At 64.2% G+C, this 23,566-nt stretch carries 16 protein-coding genes; 11 read left to right on the top strand and 5 right to left on the bottom strand.

Annotation, left to right across the window (positions count from 1 at the left end):
* Positions 1 to 27 precede the first annotated feature (27 nt).
* Complete coding sequence (locus GJ695_RS01575) at positions 28 to 2,229, bottom strand: TonB-dependent receptor (RefSeq protein ID WP_154361853.1); 2,202 nt, start codon at positions 2,227 to 2,229, stop codon at positions 28 to 30.
* A 122-nt stretch (positions 2,230 to 2,351) separates the two neighbouring features.
* Here GJ695_RS01575 and GJ695_RS01570 point away from each other — a divergent pair, with 122 nt between their 5' ends.
* Genes GJ695_RS01570 through GJ695_RS01545 form a run of 6 tightly spaced genes read left to right on the top strand, consistent with a single transcriptional unit; the run spans position 2,352 to position 6,967 of the window.
* The gene (locus tag GJ695_RS01570; RefSeq protein ID WP_154361852.1) at positions 2,352 to 3,524 is read left to right on the top strand and encodes a PepSY-associated TM helix domain-containing protein; all 1,173 of its coding nucleotides are present in this window, start codon (positions 2,352 to 2,354) and stop codon (positions 3,522 to 3,524) included.
* Complete coding sequence (locus tag GJ695_RS01565; protein WP_154361851.1) at positions 3,521 to 3,703, top strand: hypothetical protein; 183 nt, start codon at positions 3,521 to 3,523, stop codon at positions 3,701 to 3,703. Before GJ695_RS01570 ends, GJ695_RS01565 begins: the two co-directional genes overlap by 4 nt.
* A 51-nt stretch (positions 3,704 to 3,754) precedes the next feature.
* Positions 3,755 to 4,696 carry a phosphate acetyltransferase gene (locus GJ695_RS01560; protein WP_154361850.1) on the top strand — a complete coding sequence of 314 codons (942 nt, stop codon included), beginning with the start codon at positions 3,755 to 3,757 and terminating at the stop codon, positions 4,694 to 4,696.
* A 4-nt stretch (positions 4,697 to 4,700) separates the two neighbouring features.
* On the top strand, positions 4,701 to 5,894 hold the full coding sequence (locus tag GJ695_RS01555; protein ID WP_154361849.1) for an acetate/propionate family kinase: 1,194 nt from the start codon (positions 4,701 to 4,703) through the stop codon (positions 5,892 to 5,894).
* On the top strand, positions 5,891 to 6,667 hold the full coding sequence (gene fabI, locus GJ695_RS01550) for an enoyl-ACP reductase FabI (RefSeq protein ID WP_154361848.1): 777 nt from the start codon (positions 5,891 to 5,893) through the stop codon (positions 6,665 to 6,667). The genes GJ695_RS01555 and fabI overlap by 4 nt, the downstream gene beginning before the upstream one ends.
* A gap of 12 nt (positions 6,668 to 6,679) precedes the next feature.
* Positions 6,680 to 6,967 (top strand): RNA-binding protein, encoded by a 288-nt coding sequence (locus GJ695_RS01545; protein ID WP_154355850.1) that lies wholly within the window; start codon positions 6,680 to 6,682, stop codon positions 6,965 to 6,967.
* 14 nt (positions 6,968 to 6,981) lie between these two features.
* Here GJ695_RS01545 and GJ695_RS01540 read toward each other — a convergent pair whose 3' ends face one another.
* Positions 6,982 to 8,646: an FAD-dependent oxidoreductase gene (locus GJ695_RS01540; RefSeq protein WP_154361847.1), complete on the bottom strand. Its 1,665-nt coding sequence runs from the start codon at positions 8,644 to 8,646 to the stop codon at positions 6,982 to 6,984.
* Between the two features lie 54 nt (positions 8,647 to 8,700).
* Positions 8,701 to 9,609 (bottom strand): alpha/beta hydrolase, encoded by a 909-nt coding sequence (locus GJ695_RS01535; protein WP_154361846.1) that lies wholly within the window; start codon positions 9,607 to 9,609, stop codon positions 8,701 to 8,703.
* Between the two features lie 45 nt (positions 9,610 to 9,654).
* On the opposite strand from GJ695_RS01535, the gene GJ695_RS01530 reads away from it, so the two are divergent.
* Positions 9,655 to 10,251, top strand: a complete 597-nt coding sequence (locus GJ695_RS01530) for a 3-keto-disaccharide hydrolase (RefSeq protein ID WP_166454988.1) — start codon at positions 9,655 to 9,657, stop codon at positions 10,249 to 10,251.
* A 159-nt stretch (positions 10,252 to 10,410) separates the two neighbouring features.
* Here the strand turns inward: GJ695_RS01530 and GJ695_RS01525 are convergent, their stop codons facing one another.
* Both GJ695_RS01525 and GJ695_RS01520 read right to left on the bottom strand, forming a co-directional pair.
* The gene (locus tag GJ695_RS01525) at positions 10,411 to 13,605 is read right to left on the bottom strand and encodes a di-heme oxidoredictase family protein (RefSeq protein ID WP_154361844.1); all 3,195 of its coding nucleotides are present in this window, start codon (positions 13,603 to 13,605) and stop codon (positions 10,411 to 10,413) included.
* Positions 13,606 to 13,919: 314 nt separating this feature from the next.
* Positions 13,920 to 15,890 (bottom strand): peptidase U32 family protein, encoded by a 1,971-nt coding sequence (locus GJ695_RS01520; RefSeq protein ID WP_154361843.1) that lies wholly within the window; start codon positions 15,888 to 15,890, stop codon positions 13,920 to 13,922.
* Between the two features lie 245 nt (positions 15,891 to 16,135).
* On the opposite strand from GJ695_RS01520, the gene GJ695_RS01515 reads away from it, so the two are divergent.
* The 4 genes from GJ695_RS01515 to GJ695_RS01500 are packed head-to-tail and all read left to right on the top strand — an operon-like array spanning position 16,136 to position 23,562.
* A complete protein-coding gene (locus GJ695_RS01515) occupies positions 16,136 to 17,503 on the top strand; it encodes a hypothetical protein (RefSeq protein ID WP_154361842.1) in 1,368 nt (455 codons plus the stop codon).
* Complete coding sequence (locus GJ695_RS01510; RefSeq protein WP_154361841.1) at positions 17,500 to 18,162, top strand: chromosome partition protein MukE; 663 nt, start codon at positions 17,500 to 17,502, stop codon at positions 18,160 to 18,162. Before GJ695_RS01515 ends, GJ695_RS01510 begins: the two co-directional genes overlap by 4 nt.
* A 1-nt stretch (position 18,163) precedes the next feature.
* A complete protein-coding gene (locus tag GJ695_RS01505) occupies positions 18,164 to 22,567 on the top strand; it encodes an SbcC/MukB-like Walker B domain-containing protein (protein WP_154361840.1) in 4,404 nt (1,467 codons plus the stop codon).
* Entirely contained in the window at positions 22,564 to 23,562 is a 999-nt protein-coding gene (locus GJ695_RS01500) for a hypothetical protein (protein ID WP_154361839.1), read from the top strand. The genes GJ695_RS01505 and GJ695_RS01500 overlap by 4 nt, the downstream gene beginning before the upstream one ends.
* The last annotated feature ends 4 nt before the right edge of the window (positions 23,563 to 23,566 follow it).

Raw genomic sequence — 23,566 nt, 5'->3', positions numbered from 1 at the left:
GGTCAGACCCTTTCGGTCGGGTGGAATTTAGAAGCCGACCGTCGCCGAGATTGATACGGTGCGCGGCGCGCCCAGGATCAGGTAGCCCGAACCTGGGTAGCCGCCGGCCGAAGCCCAGTAGCTCTTGTCGGTGACATTGTCCACGCGCGCACGGAAGGTGACGTTGCGGTCCAGGATATGGGTGGCGTAGCTGGCGCCCAGATCGAGGCGGGTCCACGACGGCAGCTCCTGGGTGTTGGCGCCGTCAGCGTATTGCGACGAGGTGTAGACCGTGCGCGCATTCACGCTCAGGCCATGCACGCCCGGCACATCCCAGTCGGCGCCGATGTTCAGCTGCGTGCCCGGCACGCCGATCACGTCCTTGCCCTGGTTTTTGCCGTCCTGCGTGGTGCGCTGCGTCGCGTCCAGCAGGGTCAGGCCGCCGAGCAGGCGCAGGCCGCGCATCGGCATGCCGTACACGGTCATTTCCAGACCCTGGTTGCGCTGCTCGCCGAACACGCCGAAGTGGCCGTTCTCCACGTATGCGGAAGGCTGGTTGGTGCGGAACAGCGCGGCGGTCGCGCCCAGCGTGCCGACTTCGTACTTCACGCCCACTTCCTTCTGCTTCGAGACATAGGGCGCGAAGATCGCGGTCGGGTTGTCGATGTTGGCGCCGGAAGCGGACGGACCCTGCTGCAGGCCTTCGACATAGTTGGCGTACAGCGACACGGCTTTCACCGGACGGTAGACGATGGCGGCCATCGGCGTGACCTTGCTCTCGTTGTAGTGCGCGTTGCTGATGCCGGTGTTGTAGTCGTAGCCGTCGGTCTTGATGGTCTGGTCACGGGCGCCGATGGTCAGCAGCACTTTATCGTCCAGCATCGACAGCGTATCGGCCAGCGCATAGCTGCTGAAGATGGTCTTGGCGGTCAGGCCCGGATTGCTCAACACGCCGCCGGTGAAGAAGGTGGCGGCCGGCGCGCTGACGTCGATCGGCGTGTAGATATTGGTGGCGATGCCGCCGAAGGTGCTGAAGGCGTAGGCGTTCTTCGATTCCAGCCAGTAGCTCGACGCGCTGGCGCTGATGCTGTGGCCAATGCTGCCGGTGCGCAGCTTGGTGCGCACGCCGATTTCACCGGTGCGCACGTTGTCGTGGCGGGTGTTGTCGAAGCGGTAGGCGTTGGCGGTGCCGTTGGTGGCGGTCACGGTCGGTTCGGACAGGCTGTTGTTCTCGTCGCCGCTGCGCGCGCCGAAGGCGGCCCAGGCCACCGAGTCGGTGCCCAGGTCCCATTCGCCACGCACGGTGCCGAAGGTGTCGCGTTCATTCGAGTGGGTCCAGTTCTGCGCCCAGTTGCTGCCGCTATCCGGCGCGGTAGGCAGTGCAATGCCGCCGGCGACGGTGACGGCTGGACGTGGGGCGGTCAGCTTGTTGTCCTGGTAGCCCAGGTCGGCCGACAGGCGGAAGCCACGGCCCTGGTAGTCCAGGCCGACCGAGGCGACGTTCAGTTCGCGGTGTTCTTTATCGACGCCGGTATCGCCGTCGCGGCGGGCAACGTTGACGCGGATGCCGGCGCGGTCCTCGGGGCCGAAGCGGCGGCCGATGTCGGCGGCGGCATAGCCCTGGCCGCCGGTTTCGACGCCGACCGTCACTTCGGTCAGCGGCGCGTTGCCGGCACGTTTAGGCAGCAGGTTGATCGAACCGCCGATGCCGCCGCCGCCCGGCGCGGCGCCGTTCAGGAAGGAGTTCGCGCCACGGAAGACTTCCACGCGCTCCAGCAGTTCGGAAGCGACGAACTGGCGCGGCAGCACGCCGTACAAGCCGTTGTAGGCCAGGTCGTCCGAGCTGACCGCGAAGCCGCGGATCACATACAGTTCCTGGAAATTGCCGAAGCCGCGCGCCACACGCACCGATGGATCGTTCTGCAGCACGTCCGCGACGCTGCGCGCCTGCTGGTCCTGGATCAGGGCGGAGGTGTAGTTCAGCGAGTTGAACGGCGTGTCCATCATGTCGACATTGCCCAGCAGGCCGACGCGGCCGCCGCGTGCGATCTGGCCGCCGGCGAAATTCTTCGTCAGGCCGGCCGCCGATGCGTCAGCCGAAGCGCTGATCACGACCGACGGCACTTTTTCATCACCGCCGGTGGCGGCGGCAGTGGCGGCGTCGGTTTGCGTCTGCGCGTGCGCGGTCGCGGCGACCAGCAGCATGGCGGCAAGGGCGAATGGGGACAATTTCAGATTCAGGGTTTGCATGGCGTTTTTTATAAGTAAATGAGATTGATTCTCAATTATAAACCTTGCCGGGATTTTTTGCTCCTAAATGAGATTAGTTTGCATTATCATTGCGGTTTGGAAGAGCAACCTGGAATGACAAGATGACACCGATCGCCGTCCGCCGCTGGGCATGGATACACAAATGGAGCAGCCTGGTCTGCACCGTGTTCATGCTGCTGCTTTGCCTGACCGGCCTGCCGCTGATCTATCACCACGAAATCGACCACGCGCTGGGCAACGCCATCGAGGCGCCGGCCATGGCCGCCAACACGCCCAAGGCCAGCCTGGACGACGTGATCGCCGCCGGCAAGGCGCTGTATCCGGGCAAGGTCGCGATGTATCTGTCGCAGGAGGCGGACGACCCGAGCATCTGGTTCCTGACCATGGGCGACAATCCGACCGACGAGAAGTTCAAGTCGATCGCGGTCGATGCGCGCACCGCCAAAGTGCTGGGCGAACCCAGTTTCGAAGGCTCCTTCCTCGGCGTGATGTTCCACCTGCACGTGGACCTGTACGCCGGCCTGTGGGGCAAGCTGTTCCTCGGTTTCATGGGCCTGCTGCTGGTGATCGCCATCATTTCCGGCGTGGTGCTGTACGCGCCGTTCATGCGCAAGCTGGAATTCGGCGAAGTGCGGCGCGAGCGCGGCCCGCGCGTCAAGTGGCTGGACCTGCACAATATGCTGGGCATCGTCACGCTGACCTGGGCGCTGGTGGTGGGCGCGACCGGCATGATCAACACCTGGGCCGACCTGCTGCTGAAATACTGGCAGGCGACCGAGATGGCGGAAATGATCGCGCCCTACAAAGGCCTGCCGCCGCCGACGCAACTGGGTTCGATGCAGACATCGCTGGAGCACGCGGTGGCCGCGGAGCCAGGCATGAAGATCGGCTTTGTCGCCTTCCCCGGCACGCCGTTCACCAGTCCTCACCACTACGGCATCTTCATGCGCGGCGACGAGGCGCTGACCTCGCGCCTGTACAAGCCGGTGCTGATCGATGCGCAAACGACCGAGATCACCGACCGCCGCAACCTGCCGTGGTATCTGACCGGCCTGCTGATTTCGCAGCCGCTGCACTTCGGCGACTACGGCGGCGCATGGATGCAGTTCCTGTGGGCGGCGCTGGATGTGATCACCATCTTTGTGCTGGGTAGCGGCCTGTATCTGTGGCTGAAGCGTGGTGCGCCGGCGCCGGCGCGCGCGGCGTCCGCTCCGGCGGCCAAACAGGAGGAGCAGGGCATGCCGGCCCTGGCCACCGAAGGAGAGGCGCGATGAAACGTCCTTTCCTGCGCATGTGGGGCGCGCCGATCGCATTGGCGCTGCTGACCATCATCGGCTTGATTTCAGCACTGGTCGGCGACGGCGTGTGGGACCATGTGTCCGCCGTGGCGCTGGGCATGCCGGTGCTGCTGTGCCTCTGGTTTGGTTTGCGGCGTCGCACAAAAACCACTTGATTAATTTGCACTTGTTGTATCATCTCCATGCAGCCTTACAGAGGAGATGGCATGGAAAGACCGCACCCGCACTACGATAGACTGATTGCCGCAGCGCGTCATGCCGGGCCGGCGACAGTGGCTGTCGCTCACCCGTGTGACCGCAATTCGCTGGAAGGCGCGCTGGACGCCGCCCGCATGGGATTGATCAATCCGATCCTGGTCGGCCCCGCCGCGCGCATCCGCGAGGTGGCCGATGAAGCCCGGCTGGACATCTCGGCGCTGCCGATTGTCGATACCGAACACAGTCACGCTTCCGCCGCGCGCGCGGTGCAACTGGTGCACGAAGGCCAGGCCAGCGCGCTGATGAAGGGCAGCCTGCATACCGATGAACTGATGGGCGCCGTGGTGGCCACCGCCACCGGCCTGCGCACCGCGCGCCGCCTCAGTCACTGCTTCGTGATGGACGTGCCGGACCGCGCCGAGCCGCTGATCATCACCGACGCCGCCGTCAACATCGTTCCCACGCTGGCCGACAAGGTCGACATCGTGCAGAACGCCATCGACCTGGCCCATGTACTGCGCTTTAACCCGGTCAAGGTGGCGATCCTGGCGGCCGTGGAAACGGTCAGCTCCAAGATGCCGTCCACCATCGACGCCGCCGCGCTGTGCAAGATGGCCGACCGCGGCCAGATCACCGGTGCGCTGCTCGACGGTCCGCTGGCGATGGACAACGCCATCGATCCGGAAGCGGCAGCCATCAAGCATCTGGTGTCGCCGGTCGCCGGCCAGGCCAATGTGCTGCTGGCGCCGGACCTGGAAGCCGGCAACATGCTGGCCAAGAGCCTGACCTTCATGGCCGGCGCCAGTGCGGCCGGCATCGTGCTCGGCGCGCGTGTGCCGGTGATTCTCACCAGCCGGGCCGATACTGTGCAGGCACGGCTGGCGTCGTGTGCGGTGGCTGTGCTGGTGGCGCACAGCAAACTGTCCGGCGCGCGTATCCTGGGGAGCTGACGCCATGCTGGCCAACGATAGCGTGATTGTCATCAACGCTGGCTCGTCCAGCATCAAATTCTCGATGTACAGCGGTCCCGCGCTGGACCTGACCATGCGCGGCAAGATCGAAAACCTGTACAGCGGCGTGGCCCATTTCATCGCGCAGGATGCGGGCGACAGCGTGGTCGGCGAACGCCATTGGCGCGACGGCCCGCTGGACCACGAAGGCGGCATGCGCTTCCTGATCGATTTCGCGCAGACGCACCTGGACGGGCATCGGGTGGTGGCGGTCGGCCACCGTATCGTGCACGGCGGCGTGAAGCACAGCCGGCCGCAGTTGCTGAACGCGGCGGTGCTCGACGAACTGGAAAAACTGATCCCGCTAGCGCCGCTGCACTTGCCGCACAACCTGGCGCCGGTGCGCTCGGTGCTGGCGATGGCGCCGCATGTGCCGCAGATCGGCTGCTTCGACACCGCCTTCCACGTCGGCCAGCCGGCCGAGGCGCAGGAGTTCGCGCTGCCGTCGCATATCACCGACCTGGGCGTGCGCCGCTACGGCTTCCACGGCCTCTCCTACGAATACATCGCCAGCGTGCTGCCGCAGGCCGAGCCGGGCCTGGCGCATGCGCGCGTGGTGGCGGCGCACCTGGGCAATGGCGCCAGCATGTGCGCCATGGATGCGGGCCGCAGCATGGCCAGCACCATGGGCTTCACCGCCGTCGACGGCCTGCCGATGGGCACCCGCTGCGGCGCGCTCGATCCGGGCGTGGTGCTGTACCTGATGCAGGAACTGGACATGGACGTGGCGGCGGTGCAGAAGCTGATGTACCAGCAATCCGGCCTGCTGGGCGTGTCCGGCATTTCGTCCGACATGCGCACGCTGGAGCAGAGCGACGATCCGCGCGCCAGAACCGCCATCGACCTGATGGTGTACCGTATCGGCCGCGAACTGGGTTCGCTGGCGGCGGCCCTGGGCGGACTGGATGCGCTGGTGTTCTCCGGCGGGATCGGCGAGAACAGCGTGGCCCTGCGCGCCGCCGTTTGCCAGGACGCGGCGTGGCTCGGCGTGCAGCTGGACGCGGACGCCAACGCCGCCAACCCGCGCGGCATCGCCCGCATCAGCAAGGCGGACAGCAAGGTCGCCGTGTGGGTGGTGCCGGCCAACGAGGAACTGATGATCGCGCGTCACGCGCTGGAAGTCGTGGAGGCTGCATGAACACGGAAACCGTCTATCCCATCCTGACCGGCAAGCGCGCGCTGGTGGTCGGCGTGGCCAACGAGCAGTCGATCGCGTGGGGCTGCGCGCTGGCCTTCCGCAAGCTGGGCGCCGAGGTGGTGCTCACCTATCTGAACGAGAAGGCGCTGCCGCATGTGGCGCCGCTGGCGCGGCAGATCGACGCGCAGCTGCTGCCGCTGGACGTGACGCAGGCGGGCCAGCTGGAGGCGGTGTTCGCCACGCTGGCGCAGCAGGGCAAGCTCGATATCGTGGTGCATTCGATCGCCTTCGCGCCGAAAGCGGATTTGCAGGGCGGCCTGCTCGATTGTTCGCTGGACGGTTTTTTGCAGGCGATGGACGTGTCCTGCCATTCCTTCGTGCGGATGGCGAAACTTGCGGTTCCCTTGATGTCGGAGGGGGGCAGCCTGTTTGCCATGAGCTATCATGGCGCGGATAAGGTGGTCCCCAACTACAACGTCATGGGACCGGTGAAGGCGGCGCTGGAGGCGGCTTGCCGCTATCTGGCCTACGAACTGGGACCGCGCGACATCCGCGTCCACGCCATTTCGCCCGGACCGCTGCAAACGCGCGCCGCTTCGGGCCTGAAGGATTTCGATCATCTGCTCAGTGAGGCCGTGGCGCGGGCGCCGCTCGGTGAGCTGGTCGACATCGTCGATGTCGGCAACACCTGCGCCTATCTGGCGTCGCCATTTGCGAAACGGCTGACCGGCAGCACGGTCTATGTCGATGGCGGCTTGAATATCATCGCTTGAGAGGAGCGCGAGATGCAAATCATCTTATCCGGCTTGCACTGCGACGCTTGCGAGGAAAGCGTCGCGGAAGGACTGAAGCAGTTTTTTCACGTGAAGCACGTCACCATGGTGCGGCAGGGGATCGAGGACAATCCGTGGGCGCTGATCGAGGTGCACGACTCGTATGAGCGCGTGTGGAATGTGTGCAACCAGCTGCGCGGTGTTTTCCATCGCGGCAAAAAGCTGCACTTCTATATTCCGCTGCACCAGGAGGACGTGTTCCACGACCTGGAGCCGCACCAGCGCATCAATATCGTCTAGCGGGTGTAGTTGATCTAGCGGCTGCGGCTGGCCAGGAAGCCGTGGATCTGCGACACCACGGCGGCGCCTTCGCCGACGGCGGCGGCCACGCGCTTGGTCGATTTGGCACGCACGTCGCCGATGGCGAACACGCCCGGCACGCTGGTTTCCAGCCCCGCGCGTGCACTGGCCGGCGCGCCGGGCACGTCGAAGCCGGTCAGGATGAAGCCCTTGTCGTCCACCTGTACACCGCAGTCGCTCAGCCAGCCGGTGTTCGGGTCGGCGCCGATGAACAGGAACACGTGGCGGATGTTGTAGGTGGTTTCTTCCTGGTTGCGCTGGTTGCGCACCACGACTTTTTCCAGGCCTTCCTCATCGCAGCCTTCCAGCGCAACGATTTCCGATTCCGTGTGCAGCGCGATATTCGGCGTGGCGGCGATGCGGTCGATCAGGTAGCTGGACATGGTCGACGCCAGGCTGTCCTTGCGGATCAGGACATGCACCTTGGCGGCATGGCCGGACAGGTACACGGCCGCCTGGCCCGCCGAATTGCCGCCGCCGACCAGGATCACTTCATCATTGGCGCACAGCCCGGCCTCCAGCGGCGAGGCCCAGTAGTATACACCCTTGCTTTCGAACTGCTTGAGATTGGCCAGCGAAGGGCGGCGATAGCGCGCGCCGCAGGACAGGACCACGGTGCGGCCCTGCAGGTGCGTGAGGCTGCCGCACATCTCCACCTGCAGCGGATAGGTGTCGCACAGCAGGCGGCCGGCCGGCGCCGGGATCGCCATCTTGACGCCGAACTTCTGCGACTGCACGAAGGCGCGGCCGGCCAGGGCGCCGCCCGATATGCCGGTGGGGAAGCCGAGATAGTTCTCGATGCGCGCGCTGTTGGCGGCCTGGCCGCCGTAGGCGCGGGTTTCCAGCACCAGCACCGACAGGCCTTCGGACGCCGCATACACCGCCGTGGCCAGGCCTGCGGGGCCGGCGCCGACGACGATCACGTCCCAGATATCGTCGGGATTCAGCGGCGGCAGGGTGCCAAGGCAGCGGCCCAGATCGACCACGCTCGGGTTTTTCTTGACGCCGCCGTCCGGGCACACGGCCAGCGGCCAGTCCTCGGCTTGCGGCTGATAGCGCTCGACCAGCGCGCGCGCCTGCGCATCGCTGCGCGGATCGAGCACGCGGTGCGGCAGGCCGTTGCTGTTCAACCAGCCCTGCAGCGCATGCATGCGCGCGTGGCCGGGTGTGGCGACCAGCACCACGCCGCCGTCCTTGTTGTCCAGTTGTTCGACGCGGCGCAGGATGAAGGCGCGCACGATGCGTTCGCCCAGTTCCGCTTCGGCGATCAGCAGGGCGCGCAGCGATTCGGTGGTCAGCGCCAGCACTTCGACGTCGTCCACCGCGTGGCCGTTGACCAGCGACGGCGCGCCGGCCAGCTGGCTGATTTCGCCGGCGAATTCGCCCACGCCGTGTTCCGTGATGACCGAGCTATTGCCCAGGCCATCGTAACGGCTGATGCGGATCGCGCCCTTCAGCACCACGTACATGCCGAAGCTGGTGCGTCCGGCTTCGAACATGCATTCGCCGTCGCGGAAGCAGATCAGGGTGCCGAAGCGCTGGATGCGGCGGATTTCGGCCGGCGCCAGTTTCGGGAGCGCCTGCGCGGAACGGGTTTTGAAGGTGTCGTAGATGGCCATGGGCGTAGTCTAGCGCGGTTTTCCGGTTTGTCGCCAGATTCTAAAGGCAGACATTTATTGCACCGGGACAGGTGTCAGCAGGCCGCGCTCGCGCAGCCATTCCTCGGCGCGGCGCGGCCACAGCGACGAGGTGCCCAGGCCCGCGCGCATGCCCATGCCATGGCCGCCATGCTCCAGCAGGTACATCTCGGCCGGGACATGGGCTTTGGTCAGCGCCTGATAGAACAGGATGCTGTTTTCGACCGGGACCGAGGCGTCGGCCTGGGTGTGGATCAGCAGTGTTGGCGGGGTGGCGGCGGTGACCTGTTTTTCCAGTGACATCAGGGTCAGGTTTTCCGGCGACGGCGTCTTGCCCAGCAGCGCCTTGCGCGAGCCGGCGTGCGCGGACGGGGCCTGCATGGTGATCACCGGGTACATCAGCATCAGAAAGTCCGGCCTGGCGCTGACGGCGTCCAGCGGTGCGCCGGTACGGCCCAGCGGGTTGTCGAACAGTGTACCGGCGCTGGCCGCCAGGTGGCCGCCGGCCGAGCTGCCCATGACGCCGATGCGGTCGGGGCGGATGCCGAATTCGGCGGCGCGGGAACGCAGCAGGCGCACGGCGCGCAGCACGTCCTGCAAAGGCGCTGGATGTCCAAACTCCTGCATGCGATACTTCAGGATAAAGCTGGTCACGCCCAGGGTGCTGAGCCACGTCGCATACTGATCGCCTTCGCGGGCGGTGGCCATGCGCACGTAGCCGCCGCCAGGGCAGATGATGATGGCGGTGCCGCTGGGGTGGTCGACCGCCGGTCCGATCATGGTCAGGGTTGGCACGCTGACGTTGGCGGTGTAGCCGTCGCCGGTTTTCTCCGGGCCGATGTCACGCTGGCCCGGCACGCCTTCAGGCCACAGCGGGATGTCGGTGGGGGCGGCGCTGGTCATTCCCGCAGCGGCGAGCAGCAATATAAAAAGAATTTTTTTCATGGAGGAGACACAGTGAGCAAGTTGTTGAGTGCTGCAATCATAGCCTTGTCCGCGCAGACTGCGGGCGCGGTTGATCTGTTTAATGGCCGCGATTTCAGCGGCTGGACCTTGCAAACCACGCCGGCGGCGTCGATCGCCGATACCTTCCACATGCTGCCCGATGGCGTGATCGCGTCGGCCGGCAAGCCTGCCGGCTTCTTCGCCACCACCGAGAGTTACCGCAACTACAAGCTGCACGTGGAGTGGCGCTGGACCGGCAAGCCTGGCAACGGCGGCGTGCTGCTGCACATCAGCCCGGGGACGTTCGACCGCGTGTGGCCGGTCAGCCTGCAGGTGCAGACCAAGAACGGCAGCGCCGGCGACCTGCTGCCGATGGCGGCGGGCAGCTTCGCCGAGCCGCTCACCAGCAAGCCGGGCGCGGAAACGCGCATCAAGGCGCATACGGCTGCGGATAGCGAAAAACCGGTGGGGGAATGGAACGAGTGCGACATCGTCAGCCGCGATGGCACGGTGGAGGTGACGCTGAACGGCGTGCTGCAAAACCGCGTGACGCAGGTATCGCCGGCATCCGGGCAGATCGGCTTCCAGCTGGAAGGCACACCATACGAACTGCGCCACGTTTCGCTGACGCCGCTGGATTAAACGAGAAAGCCCTACCGGCGGCGGAGACGAGGAAGGCGCCGCCGGCAGGGAAGGAGTGCAGGCCTAGTATCGTGAATTGGTGACATCGTGTCAACTGTGCGAAAAAAAATGCCGGGCACCTTGCGGCGCCCGGCATGAAAAGAACTACTAAGGATTAGCTTACAGCGACTTGAGGAACGCCAGCAGGGCGTCGCGGTCGGCCGCGGTCAGGTTCTCGAAGCGCTGACGCGATTTGGTCGCCTCGCCGCCGTGCCACATGATCGCTTCCGTCAGGTTGCGTGCGCGGCCATCGTGCAGGTAGCCAGCCTTGCCGGCGGTGCCCATGACGGTGTCCGAGTAGCCGATACCCCACAGCGGAGCGGTACGCCACATATTGCCCTTGGCTTGGCCTTCGACGAACTTGTCGGCCAGGCCGTCGCCCATGTCGTGCAGCAGCAGGTCGGTGTACGGCTTGATGCTCTGGTTACGCAGTTCGGCGTACAGGCTGCCGGCGCCGGTCTTCTGGTCCACCGTGTGGCAGGCCGCGCAGCGCATGCCCTGGAACACCGTGCCGCCCTTGGCGATCTTGGCCGGATCAACATCCAGATCCTTCAGCGGCGAGACGCCTTTCGGGAAACCGCTGGTCAGTGCGCGCTGGGCCGGCACCGCCACCAGCGACAGGTACTGGGTGATCAGCGTCAGTTCGGCTTCGCTCACGCCGTTCTGCGCCGGCGCCGACTTGCAGTTGGCCGGATCGGTCAGGCAGCTGCGGTTCGGGTACAGCGACGAGGTCACCGACATATCCTGCACCAGCGCGGCGGCGGCCTGATGACGCAACGTGGCCTTGGCGGCCTTCCAGCCGAAGCGGCCCAGACGCACGGCGCCGGTTTCCGGATCGTAGACGTAGTTGGCCACGCCCTTGACGCCGTCGTCGTCCGCCGTGGTCCGCACGCGGGCCAGGATGTCCGCTTCCGGAATCGCTTCAAGCAGGCCGACGCCCAGCATCGGCTGCGCCATGCGCAGCGAGACGGTGTCCGGGGTCGGACCTTCGAAGGCGATGGTCGGCTTGCGCAGTTCGACCGAGGTGCCGTCGACCAGCTTGGCGATGCGCGACTCGAAGCCGGCGACGCGCACACCCATGCCCCAGTTCTGCGCCGCGCCGTTGGCCGCGACCGCGTTCATCTGCACGGCGGTGCCGTACTGCGGATGCGGCGCCTGCTTGCCGGTGGCGTCGGTCACCGCGACGCGCACGGTCATGTTGTCCAGACGCTGGTTGGCGGCGATCGGCGCCGGGCTGCGGCCGTTGTTCACGTGGCAGCCGATACAGGCGGACTGGCCGTAATGCTGGCCCTGCAAGCCCACTGCCGGATCGTAGCGGTCGTTGCCCGGCTCGTTGTGCATGCCGGTGGTGAAGTTGGTGTGCACCAGGCGGCGGCCTTCAACAAAGCGCTGCATGTTCTGCATGCCGATGTTGTTCTGCGGCTGCTGGAACATGTGGTCGCCGTTGTCGGCGTAGTCGTACGAGACCGAACCGGTGCCGCCCTGCAGGTACTGGTCGGGAATCGGCGTCGAGTTCAGGCGCGGCTGGATGCCGTACCATGGACGCAGGCCCTGGCCCACCACGTAGGTCCATTCGTTGGCGTAGTAGCGGAAGCCGCCGTTGTCGCCCTTGGCCTTCATGGCGGCCTCGACCGCGAACATCGACGGACCGGCTTCGATCACGTCGCCAACCTTCAGCGGACGCGCGTCGGCGGTGGTGCCGTCAGGGAAACCTGCGGAGTTCAGGTTGCCGTGGCGCGGGTACTCCTTGATCAGCAGCGTGCAACCGTTGTTGATGCCGGTGGCGTTGTTGAGCTTGAAGTTGGCCGGGTAGGCGACCGGATCGCACGGCTGGTTGTTGTCCTGCACGATCTCGCGGCCCACCATCCAGCCATAGCCGGTGCTGCCCGGATCGTCGAAGCGGCGGAAGAACACGGTGTTGCCGCGCAGGCCCTGGGTCTGGTGGTACTCGTTGAAGATCAGGGTCGGCTTGGTGACGCCCGCCACGCGGCTGTTGTCGATCATCTCCAGGCCCCAGGTGCGGTTCTTGAAGTAGTTGGCGACGAAGATCAGGTAAGCGCCCGGTCCCTTGTCGACCGGCGCGCCGGTGACCGGGTCGACGGTGTCGTTCGGGCCGTAGCCGATTTCGTTCCAGTCCTCGCCGCGCTCGCGGCCGTGACGGCCGACGCCGCGCGCGCCCCAGCGGGTGACGATGGTGCCGTCCGCCAGCGTGAACGAGGTCGACTCCAGCGGCTGCGCATAGCTCGGCAGCGGCGTCAGGCCGGAACCGCTGGCCGGGAACGGCAGGGCCGAGGTCACGGTGCTGGTCGACAGGCTGTTGTCGCTGCCCGGCGTCTTGAACTCGACTTCGAACAGTGAGTAGCCGTACTGGGTGGCGCGCTGCACGCCTTGCAGCTGGATGTAGCGGGCGTTGACGCCGAGGTTGAAGAATTCCTCGGTGCCGCCCTGGCCGTTGCTGACCGCGCGGATCTGGGTCCAGGTCTGGCCGTCATCCGACACCAGCAGGTTGTACTGCTTGCCGTAGGCGTTTTCCCAGGTCAGCTTCATGTAGCCGACCTGCGTCTTGGCGCCGAAGTCGAACTGAATCCAGGCGCCGTTGTCGGCCAGGCTGCTCCAGCGGGTGTTGAGCTTGCCGTCGATGGTCAGGTCGGCCGTGTTGCCGCCTTCCACCGCCGACGAGGTCACCTTGACCGGCTTGATCGCCACGCCCGGCTTGGTGATGTCGACCGGCTGCTGCGGCTGGGTCGGTTGGGTTGGATCTTCCGGTGGCGGCGTCGCCACGTCGCCGCCGGTGTAGGCGACGATCTCGAAGATCGAGTAGCCGTAGCCGGTCGAGCGCTTGATGCCCTGCATGCGCAGGTAGCGGCCCTGGCCGTTCAGGCCGGTCAGATCCTCGACGCCGCCGGCGCTGCCGGTGACGTGCTTGAGCGCGGTCCAGGTCTTGTTGTCGTCCGAGACTTGCAACTCGTATTCGGTGGCGTGGGCGTTTTCCCACTTGATATTGACGCGGTTGATGGTTTGCGACTGGCCGAAGTCCAGCGTCAACCATTCGTTGTCGCTGAAACCGCTGCCCCAACGGGTGTTGTCGTTGGCATCGATGGCGGCCGCCGCGTTCAGGTCGCCGCGTTCGGACGAACTGGCGGTGGCGCCGACCGGCGTCAGCGCGACCTGCGAGAGCGCGCCGCCTTGCTTCAGCATGCCCATGGTGCGCGCGCTGCTGGCCGGCGATGAATCACTGCCGCCGCCACACGCGGCAAGCGCCAGACTCAGCGCGATTGGCAGAGCTGTCCTTGTAAACTTGTGAAAGCTTTCCATAGATCGCTTTCTTTGTGGCTGGTTTGTCATAATATCCCCTTGGCTTTCGGCTGAAATGGAAAGATTGCCAACGGCACATCGCCGAGGCGACGCGCATTTTGCTACAGAAAAAGTTTTCACCGCGCACGAATGGTTCAAGTACATGAACTTGTGAAAACTTGCCGCATGGCAACGAGCGTGAAGATAGCTTTCGTTTTGTTGGCTGTCAAGCTAGATGTACAACAAATTAAAGTATCTTTAGGGGTATATGAAAAACAAATATAAAAAGCCCGGCATAAAACCGGGCTTAATATAACGAACTGCCTGAAAAATACTCAGGCGCGCGGGCGCTGGCGGTGGAAGACCAGCGGGCTGTACGGAATGGCCGATGGCGGCGCGGATTTCAGGATGCCCGGCTTCATGGCGCCCACCACGTGCATTTCGCACGGTTTGCAGTCGAATTTCAGCGTGTAGGTCTCGTCGCCGCTGACCAGGGTCATCGGCTCGGCCTTCACCTGGCCCTGGACGCCTTGCACGCCCTTGGCCTGTTTCGGGCACAGGTTGAACGAGAAGCGCAGGCAGTGCTTGGTGATCATCAACGGCACTTCGCCGGCTTCCTCGTGCGCCTCGTAGGCGGCGGCGATCAGCTGCACGCCGTGCTTGTGATAGAAGGCGCGGGCTTTTTCGTTGTAGACATTGGCCAGGTAGCTCAGCTGGGTGTCCGGGTAGATCGCCGGCGGCTCGGCGGCGGCCTTGCGCAGCGGACGGTCCCAGGCCGCCAGGCGCACGGCTTCATGCGCTTCGATGGCATCGCGGCGCAGGGCGTTGATGGCGGCCGACGGCACGAACCAGGGCTGCGACAGCTTCAGGTCGACGCTGTCGGCGCGGAACATGGTCGCGCCCAGCTTGCCGAGACTGGCGCGCAGCGCCGCGTCGGCCTGCTCGGCCTGGGTGGCCGGCTGCAGGGCGATGGCGGCGTCGGTGACGCTGAGGTAGCCGTCCTCGTCGCGCAGCGACAGGCGCAGGCCGCCGTCCTGTTCGCTCAACGTCAGGTGCAGGCCGACCTTGCGGTCCGACGATTTCTTGTTCAGCGCCGACTCCCACTGGCGATCGCCGTTGCGGTTGACCGACAGGCCGACTTTCAGGCCCACCAGGCTGCTGACGGTCTCGTTGGGGAATACGCGCCACAGCTGGCCGTCGTCGCTTTCGCTGAGCTTTTTCGCGGTGTTGGCCTGGATGCCGAAGGTCTCGCGCTTGTGCATGTAGTTCAGGCCGTCGCCGTTGGACATCGGCGCGTTGGTCAGCAGGTCGAAGTGGTCGGTGGCGATGCGGGTGATCGTGCCCAGCTCGACGCCGACGTATTTCGGACTGTCGAAGGCGCCGATTTCATCCTGGCGGCCGTTGGCGAAGTAATCCGTGTGGCCGCGGTGGAAGTTCTTGTCGATGTCCGGCGTGAACAGGATGCTGGTCTGGCCGCTGGCGGCGCGGGTGAACTCGGTGCGGCGCTCCAGGATGTCGTCCAGCAGCAGGCGGTAGTGGGCGGTGATGTTCTTCACATACCCCATGTCCTTGTAGCGGCCTTCGATCTTGAAGGAGCGGATGCCGGCGTCGACCAATGCTTCCAGGTTGCGGCTCTGGTCGTTGTCCTTCATCGACAGCAGGTGTTTTTCATAGGCCACCACGCGCCCCTTGTTGTCGCTCAGCGTGTACGGCAGGCGGCAGGCCTGCGAGCAGTCGCCGCGGTTGGCGCTGCGGCCGGTGTCGGCGTGCGAAATGTAGCACTGGCCGGAATAGGCCACGCACAGCGCGCCGTGGATGAAGTATTCCAGCGGCGTGTCGACGTCGGCGTGGATTTTTTTAATTTGTTCAATCGTCAGCTCGCGTGCCAGCACCAGCTGCGAGAAGCCGACGTCGCCGAGGAACCTGGCCTTTTCCATGGTGCGGATGTCGCACTGGGTGCTGGCGTGCAGCTGGATCGGCGGCAGGTCCATTTCCAGCAGGCCCATGTCCTGCACGATCAGTGCATCGACGCCGGCCTCGTACAGTTGCCAGATCTGCTTGCGGGCCGCGTCCAGTTCGGCGTCATGCAGAATCGTGTTGAGCGTGACGAAAATGCGCGAGCGGTAGCGGTGCGCGAACTCCACCAGGCTGGAGATTTCCTCGATCGAATTGCTGGCGTTATGGCGCGCGCCGAACGCCGGGCCGCCGATGTAGACGGCGTCGGCGCCATGCAGGATCGCTTCACGGCCGATTTCGGCGGTCTTGGCGGGCGACAGCAGTTCAAGCTGGTGGGCTAGCAGAGTCATGACTTGATTCCTTACGGTGAAGGCGGGAATTATAGCGAAATCAAGGCCTTAATACGACAATTAGCTATCTCATCATGCTATATTCGACCATTCCTTGCGGTCGTGATTTTCCAGTAACGAATAGTTTGTTGCAACCCCGACATCCTGAGCCCGTTTGCGTTGCATCAAACTGGCGTTCAATGACTGAGCAGAGACTTTAGCTTGGTGCAAAGTAGTGCAAGCGTTTTGGCATATCGGAGATATGTATGGAACAGCATGGCGAGCAGCCATCGGTCGCCGGCGTGGTCGCCGAAGTCTGGTTCAGCGGCTTGGCGTTGCAATTGGGCCGGGAAGAGACTGCGTTTATCGCGGGGATACACGCCTACTTGCAACATACTACCATCCTCAGCCTCGATGAACAGGTGCTGCGCCAGATCTATGCATTGGTATTTGAGCTGGCCAACGCCGGCACAGACACCGAAACGCAGCGCGCCACATTCATCATCGCCCGTCTTCATACGCAAGGCATGCTGCTGCGCATCGACTCCGGCGGCTGGTCCTACGAAGGCGAGTATGCGCTTTCACCGCTGGGGATGGCGCTGGCGGAAGGCATGCAGAATGAACGTACGCTGACGCGGCGCAGCCTGGAATTCATGCTGATGCGCATGCGCACTGAACTAGCCCAGGTGCTGGCCGCAGCTGCCGAAGGCGGCACGCCTGCGCACTGGGAAATGAAGGTCATCTTTCCGATGCGCGACGTGATGCTGGAAATGATGGCCGCTGTTGAGAAGCGGCAACTGGGATTGGACGCCGCCCATAAACATCTGCGTCAGCAGATTACCGCGTTATTCGACCGGGAATGGCTGGCGGCGGCAGACAGTTGTAAGGAAATGGTGGGCAGCGTCGACCGCACGCTGACTGAGCTGAATGCGGTATTGTGCGAGCATGTGGAGTCGCTGCAACGGCAACTGTTGAGTTTGTCCGAGCTCGCGGTAGAGCGTCCTGAGCTGGCGGTGGTGGTGGAGCGAGCGCAGAACCAGTTGCTGCGACTGGCCGCCTGGGGCGCGCGGCGCCACGAAGACTGGGCCCAATATTATGTCAACGTCCAGATCTACATCCGTTATTTTGTCCAGACTGATCCGGATAACCGGCTGCGCGGACGGCTGGTGGAGCAAATTCGCCAGTTCCAGGGGCGCCCCTTCGGCTTGGTGCTGGTGGAGCCAGAACCGTTCCGTCACCTGCGCGAAGTATTAAAGCCGGAACCCGCCGTCGCGCTGGCGGTGCCGCACGAGATCCTGCTTGCCCAGGGCCTGCTGGAAGGGGCCGAAGCGGAACCAGATCGCGTGGAATTGGCGGTGACAGCGTTGGTGCAGCGGCTGTGCAGCGAAGGCGAGATCGACATCGTGGCGGCGGTCCGGGACATCGCTCCCGACTACACCGACGAAGAGTGCTTCACGTTGCTGGCGCATGCCACGTCCGAGTTGTTGAAGCACGGCATTGCACCGGAGGACCGCGCGCTGCAACCTTGGATCGTGCTGTCGCCGCGATTGCAGGCGCAGACGCTGAAGCTGCAGTTGCTGGTTCAGCGCCTGACACAGGGCGCGCCACCATTCACCATCAAGGAGCCCAAATGATCTATCACACCCTGGAGGAAGTGATCGAGGACCCGATGTTCGCCCGCGCCGACCTTGCCTTGCGCCGCGGGCGGCATATCGGCCCCGACTACGACACCGGCCTGTTTGATTTTCTAACCAGCACGAGCAAGCTGATGGAGCGATTTTATGGCCGATTCAGCGTCGCGCTGCTGCAGGGCAGCGAAGGATATTTCTATCTGCTGCCGGACCGGCTGGCTGTGCCGCCACCGCTGGGCTTGCGCAAATTATCCGTCATGGAAATGCTGACCGGACAAACCTTGGCCCTGATGCGGCTGGATCACAAGTGGTTGGAAACCAATTACCGAATACCCGATCTCGCCATCTTCGGCCTGATGGAGCAATTGCTGGGCGAGCCCGGCCTGACAAGGCTGGCAGGCCGGCGGCGTGGCAAGGACGCTGGCCAGGATGCCCGCAAATTGCGCGAAACATTTGCCGTCGCGCTGCGGACGCTGGAGCGCTTGGGATTTGTGCGGCGCGAAGGCCGGGGCGAACTTGGCGTGGTGATCCCGCTCGCCGCCGTGATGCGCTTTGCCGACCCGGTACGTGGCGCCGAAGCGCTCGATCTGGCGCTGGAACGCCTGATCGCCGAGGGACAAATCAAGGAAGACGACGAAGACGCCGACCCTGACGGAGGTTGAAATGAAATTGTATCGCACGTATGCAAGACGGCTCGTCATTGCCAACTGGAAGGGCATCGTGTTCCATTGTTTTGATCTGGACCGCCACGTGACCGGTCTCGAAGGCCAGAATGGCTCAGGCAAGACCACGGTCATGGCGGCGTTTGTTACCGCCATTTTGCCAAACCTGGGCCTGCTGGAGTTCAAGAATATCAACGGCGCAGCCGCCCCCACGCGCGGCGACCGCGGCCTGTGGGGGCGGCTGGGCGAGCAAGGCATCAGCTATGCCGTGATCGAGTGGATCACGCCGCGCGGCAAGAGCATATGGGCTGGCGTAGCGCTGCTGCGGGGCGCCATGCCATCGATCGACATCAGGAGTTTCATCATTGAAGATGCGCCGGCGGAGGCCAGTCCGTACGAATTATTGCTGGTGCGGGATGGCGAACGCAGCGTGATCCCGCAGTTGAACGCATTGCGCGATCACGTCAACTTTCGGGGCGGACGAATGACTGTGTGCAAGACTCTCAACGAGTACATGAAATCGCTGTTCGATCTCGGCATCACGCCTTTGCCGATGGCCACGCATGAGGAGCAGGAACGCTATTACCGCGTGTTGTCGACATCCATGCAGGGCTCGGCGCTGGCCAGCCTGATCCAGACCGGCTTGCGCGACTATCTGCTGCTGGAAGACGCCACGCTTGAACGTCGTACCGTGTTGATGCGGGATGCGCTGCAACAATGCCGCATCACCCGTGGGCAACTGGACGAGGCCGAGAAAGCGCATGGCGAAATCAGTGGATTGTTCGATGCTGCCTGGAAAATGACATCGTTTGCGCTGTTCGGTGCACTGGGCCGGTACGAACAGGAGCTGGGCAATTGGCGTCAGCAGGCAACGCTTGCCAAGACATTGCGCAGCCGCCATGCCCGCGATGTCCAGGCGGTTGCCGGATTGCAGGAGTTGGTGGCTTCGCTAACCCAGCAGCTCAGCACGGCGCAGGAACAGGGGGAGATGGCAAATGCCGACCTGCGCGACAAGGAACAGGCGCATGACTTACGCAGGCAACTGGAGGCTGCCACCGAGGACCACGCCGAACTGACGAAGTCTGCCGAGAAGGCGCAACTTGAATGCGAACAGTATGAACATGCGGAGCGGCAGGCCATGGCTGTGCAACAGCATGCGGAGGATGAGCACACACGGTTGGCCGAAGAGCTGGGCAATACCCAGCAAGCCTATGAAGGGCTGATACGGCGTGTAACGGCATTGCGGATCGCACGCGACCGCTGGGCTGAAGCGCAGGCAGTAATGGTGCCGTTGCGCGTAGACCGCCACACCGCGGCGGCCATCAAGCTCGGGGTGGATGCGCAGTATGAGGCAGCGACCGTGAGCCAGACCGATGCCCAGGCCCGCTTCGATGCGTTCGACCGGCAACGCGTGCGATTCGAGAGTTTGCACAGCCAAATCGGGATGCTGGCGCGCGCGCAATCGCAAACCCCTCCCGCCGCGCATCGCGCCCATGCCTATGCAGTAGCGCTGGAGGTAAAACTGCGCAACCAGCAGGCCGCCGCCGAGGCCATCGCCACGCTGGAGCATGATCTGGCGTTCGCCCGTCATGCGGCCACCGAACAACGCGCGGTCCGCGCACAAGCGGAAGAACTGGGCATACAAAATGGCGCAGAACTGAGCAGCGCACAGGATGTGGTGCACGCGGAACTGGCCCAATACGAAGCGGAGCAGAATACGCTGGGCATTGAACTGGCGGCGCGCCAACAACGGTTGCTGGAAGCGCAAGGCAAGCTGCCCGCGCTGCAGGAAGCGCTGCGTTGCTATCAGCTGGCATGCAACTTCCACGCGGAGCTGGCAGCACTTGAACCAGTCTGGTCGGCCCTGGCATCAGCCGACGACGTCCAGCGCATGGCGGAGCTCAAGCGGCATGAGCAGACCGCCGTGCAGGAACACCGCGCTGCGGCAGAGAGGGATTTGCAACTGCTGCGTAAGCGGCTAGGTCAGCTGGAAAGTAACACTGGCGCACTGGACCCGCGCATCGCCACGGTAGCCGCCCACGTCGATGGCGCATTGCTGGCGCAGCGCTACGATGATCTGGCCGCAGCGGAGGCGGCCACGACGGAAGCGCGGCTTGGCATCTTGGCGGATGCCATTGTGGTTGACCAGCCCGCACATGCGGCACGTCTGGCGTCCGAGCTGGGTGACCGTCCGGATACCCTGCTTTTCATATCAGAGCAATTGGCCAGGCAAGCTGCGGATGCCGTCAGCCTGGATGACAGCGAGCTGGTCACCGAAGGCAGGGCGACGCAGCTCCTTGCCCGGCTGACGCGCCGGCCGGAGCGGCCGGTACTGGGGCGCCGCGCGCGTCAACTGGAGATTGCGCGGCTGACCAATGAGGTTGCTACGCTCGAAGTGGCATTGGCGGGACTGCATGGGCAGGCCAGGATGCTACAGCGAAGCCTCGGCCTCGCATCGGACTGGATGGCGCTAGGCAACTCCGCCTGGGAGGCTGACCCCGAGCCGGCGTATCACGCTTTGCAGGTAGAGGTGCGGGCGCAGGGCCAGGCCATCGCCGGGTTGCAGGCGCGGGGGGACAGTTTGCGTGAGCGGGCCGCCCGCGCCAATCACCGGCGTGGACGCCTGGGCGAGCTGGCATCGCGACGGAACCTGCTGGATCCGCCGCTGTTTGCGCAGACGGTGGTGCAACTTGAACGCGAGCTACAGACAGCCCAGAGCGCGCGCGTCTGGCTGCGGCAGCATGGCGCTGCGGTACAGCTGATCCTGGCGGAATTGCCGCTTCTGGCGGTCGTGCCGGAGCCCGGCCAGCAGCAGGTTCTGGCGCAGCAGATGGCGCGCCTCATGTCCAGCCGTGCTTATCTCGCGCGGCAACGTGATGCGCTGCAGGGTTTATTGAGTGTGATCGACCATTTGGACCGGGACGAGGATGAACGGCAGTACCATCAACAGGGCAGTGTGATTGAGGCCCTCAAACGCCAACTGGCGCCGGCAAAGGCACAACTGGACGCCAGCCGGAAGCAACTGAAAGAGGCGCAGGACCTTGCGCGTGCAGCCCAACAAGCCCAGCTGCTTCAGCAAGCAGATCTGCGGCAGAAACAGACGCAATGCCAGTCGCTGCAGTTAAGCCTGGCTGCCACCGGCGCCACCGGTACCGACGAGGAGCTGGCCTTGGCCCGCAGCAGTCTGGAACGCATCCGTGAACAGCAGGCGCGGTTGGCGCCGGCCCGCGAAGCCGCCAACAAACGGCATATCGAGGCGGCCACCTTGCTCGGCAGGCTGGGCGGCGAGATGGCGGAACAGAACAAGGCGGCAAGCCAGCAATTATCGGTGTTGCGTGGTGAGCGGCAGGCCAGGCGCGAGTTGCGGCACGCTGTGGCCGAATTGGGACTGCATGGAAAAATTGACACGCCGGCCAATCGCCAGAAGTATTTGCCGCCAGGAAGTCCGATCAACGCCTTTCACGCATCGCAGGAACAGCAGGGGGTGTTGCTGGAGCGTCTGAAGCCGTACCCTGAGGTACTGGAGAAAGTCAAACGCATCGAGGGATTTTCCGAAGATGCCGGCAAGCGGAGGGCGATCCAGACGCTGCATGCCTGGGAGCGCGTAAGACTGCATATCGAGCAGCGGATACCGCGCACCATCGCCACCGCTGACGATCCTCAACTGGCGCTGGCGCAGATGACCGAGAAGCTGGGCGAGTTGCGCCGCACCTTGCTGACCCAGGAGCAGGACATGCGCAATCGTTCGTCGGGACTGGCGGACGGCATCAGCGTACGGCTGCGTTCGGCCAGGGCGCTGGTCAACCGGCTGAGCCATGAGCTGGAACAGGTCAGTTTCGGATCAATCCAGGGACTGAGTATCAAATCCAGCCAGCCGGAAGACATGGAAAGCATGCTGAATTGCCTGAGGCAGCATAATCAGCTGTCGCTGTTCGATTCCGGCTTGCCGCTGGAAGAAACCCTGGCGCACATGTACCACCGCGAAACGGGCGGGACGATCAAGGGCACGAAGCTGCTCGATTATCGCAACTACCTGCGCCTTCATCTGGAAGTGCGGCGCCTGAACGGCAGATGGGAAGCGACTGACGGCTTGTCGACTGGGGAGGCAATCGGCGTTGGCGCAGCGGTACTGATCATGATACTGCGCACGTGGAATGATGAAGCGAACCGCCTGTCGGGCGCTGCCGGCTACGCCATGCAGCAGATTTTGCTGGACGAAGCCAACCGGCTGGACCAGGCCGCGCTGGACACGCTGACGGAATTTTGCCAACGCATGGATGTGCAGGCGCTGGTGGCCGCTCCCGGCCTGGACAAGCCTCGGCGATCGACTGTGTTCCAGCTGCAGCGCAGTCTGCGGGGCAAGGAAGAATATGTCACTATCCGCGGCACCCGCATGAGCGCATGAACTGGTTCAACGATCCTCTGCGTGCGGCGGCCTTACGGCTGTTGCTTACACGCCGGTTGAAGATCAGCAAGGCGTCCGCGCCATGGCTGCTGCAATTGGAGCAGCTTGGCCTGATCGGGCCAACGCGCCATGTCGGGGAGTATCAGCTCTACGCAGAGAAGGTGGACGCCCTGCGTGCGTATCTTCTGGAGCGATGGCCGCAGCTGCCGGAAGCGGAAGAGGCGTTTCTGGCTCGCCCCGAGGCTGTCACGGTGGCAGCGTTGCGCGGGTTGCGCCGGTCGCCGCTGGTCCTGCCGGCGCGCGTGAGCCTGCTGAATCGCAAGACCTGGTCGGCTTGGGCCGGCGCGCACTCCAAATCGGGTCTGCGAGCACCGCCAGAGGGCGTCTTGCTAACGACCGATGAGGTGCTGCGCTTGCGTACCAATCCAGGCCTCGAGATGGTGGACGAGAAAGGAACCCGGCTCGCGCTGGATGGCTATATGGCGCTGCTGGGAGAAGTCCCGATACCGGAGCGTGCGCTAGCGGGGGGCTGGCAATTGGCCGGCATCATGCCGCGATTAATCCTGACAGTGGAAAACATCGGCGCCTTTGTGGACTTTCCGATGTTGCCATCCGTACTGATATTGCATGCACCGGGCTGGAACACGCTGCTGGCAACGCAGTTCATCGGCCGCCTGCCCGACCATATCCCGTGGTTGCACTTCGCCGATCTCGACCCGAATGGCTTGCGCATCGGCTTGTCCTTGCGTTGCGCTGCCAACGGGAAGCAAGCTATGCCGTGGATTCCGCGCGCAGCAAGTGTGTTGATTGAAACCCACGCATTACCGCTACCACAGCCATGGCCAATGCTGGATTTACCGACGCAATTGCTGTCCGAGCCGGTATTGCATGAACTAATCCGGACGCAGCGGTGGATGGAACATGAACCGCTGGTGTTACTTTCCGACTTTGCGCAAGAGCTATCCGAGCGAGCAAACATAGGTGGGTATAATTGATGGC

The sequence above is a fragment of the Duganella alba genome (assembly GCF_009674495.1).
Lineage (GTDB): Bacteria > Pseudomonadota > Gammaproteobacteria > Burkholderiales > Burkholderiaceae_D > Rugamonas > Rugamonas alba.
This window is presented reverse-complemented; position numbering and strand designations above follow the sequence as displayed.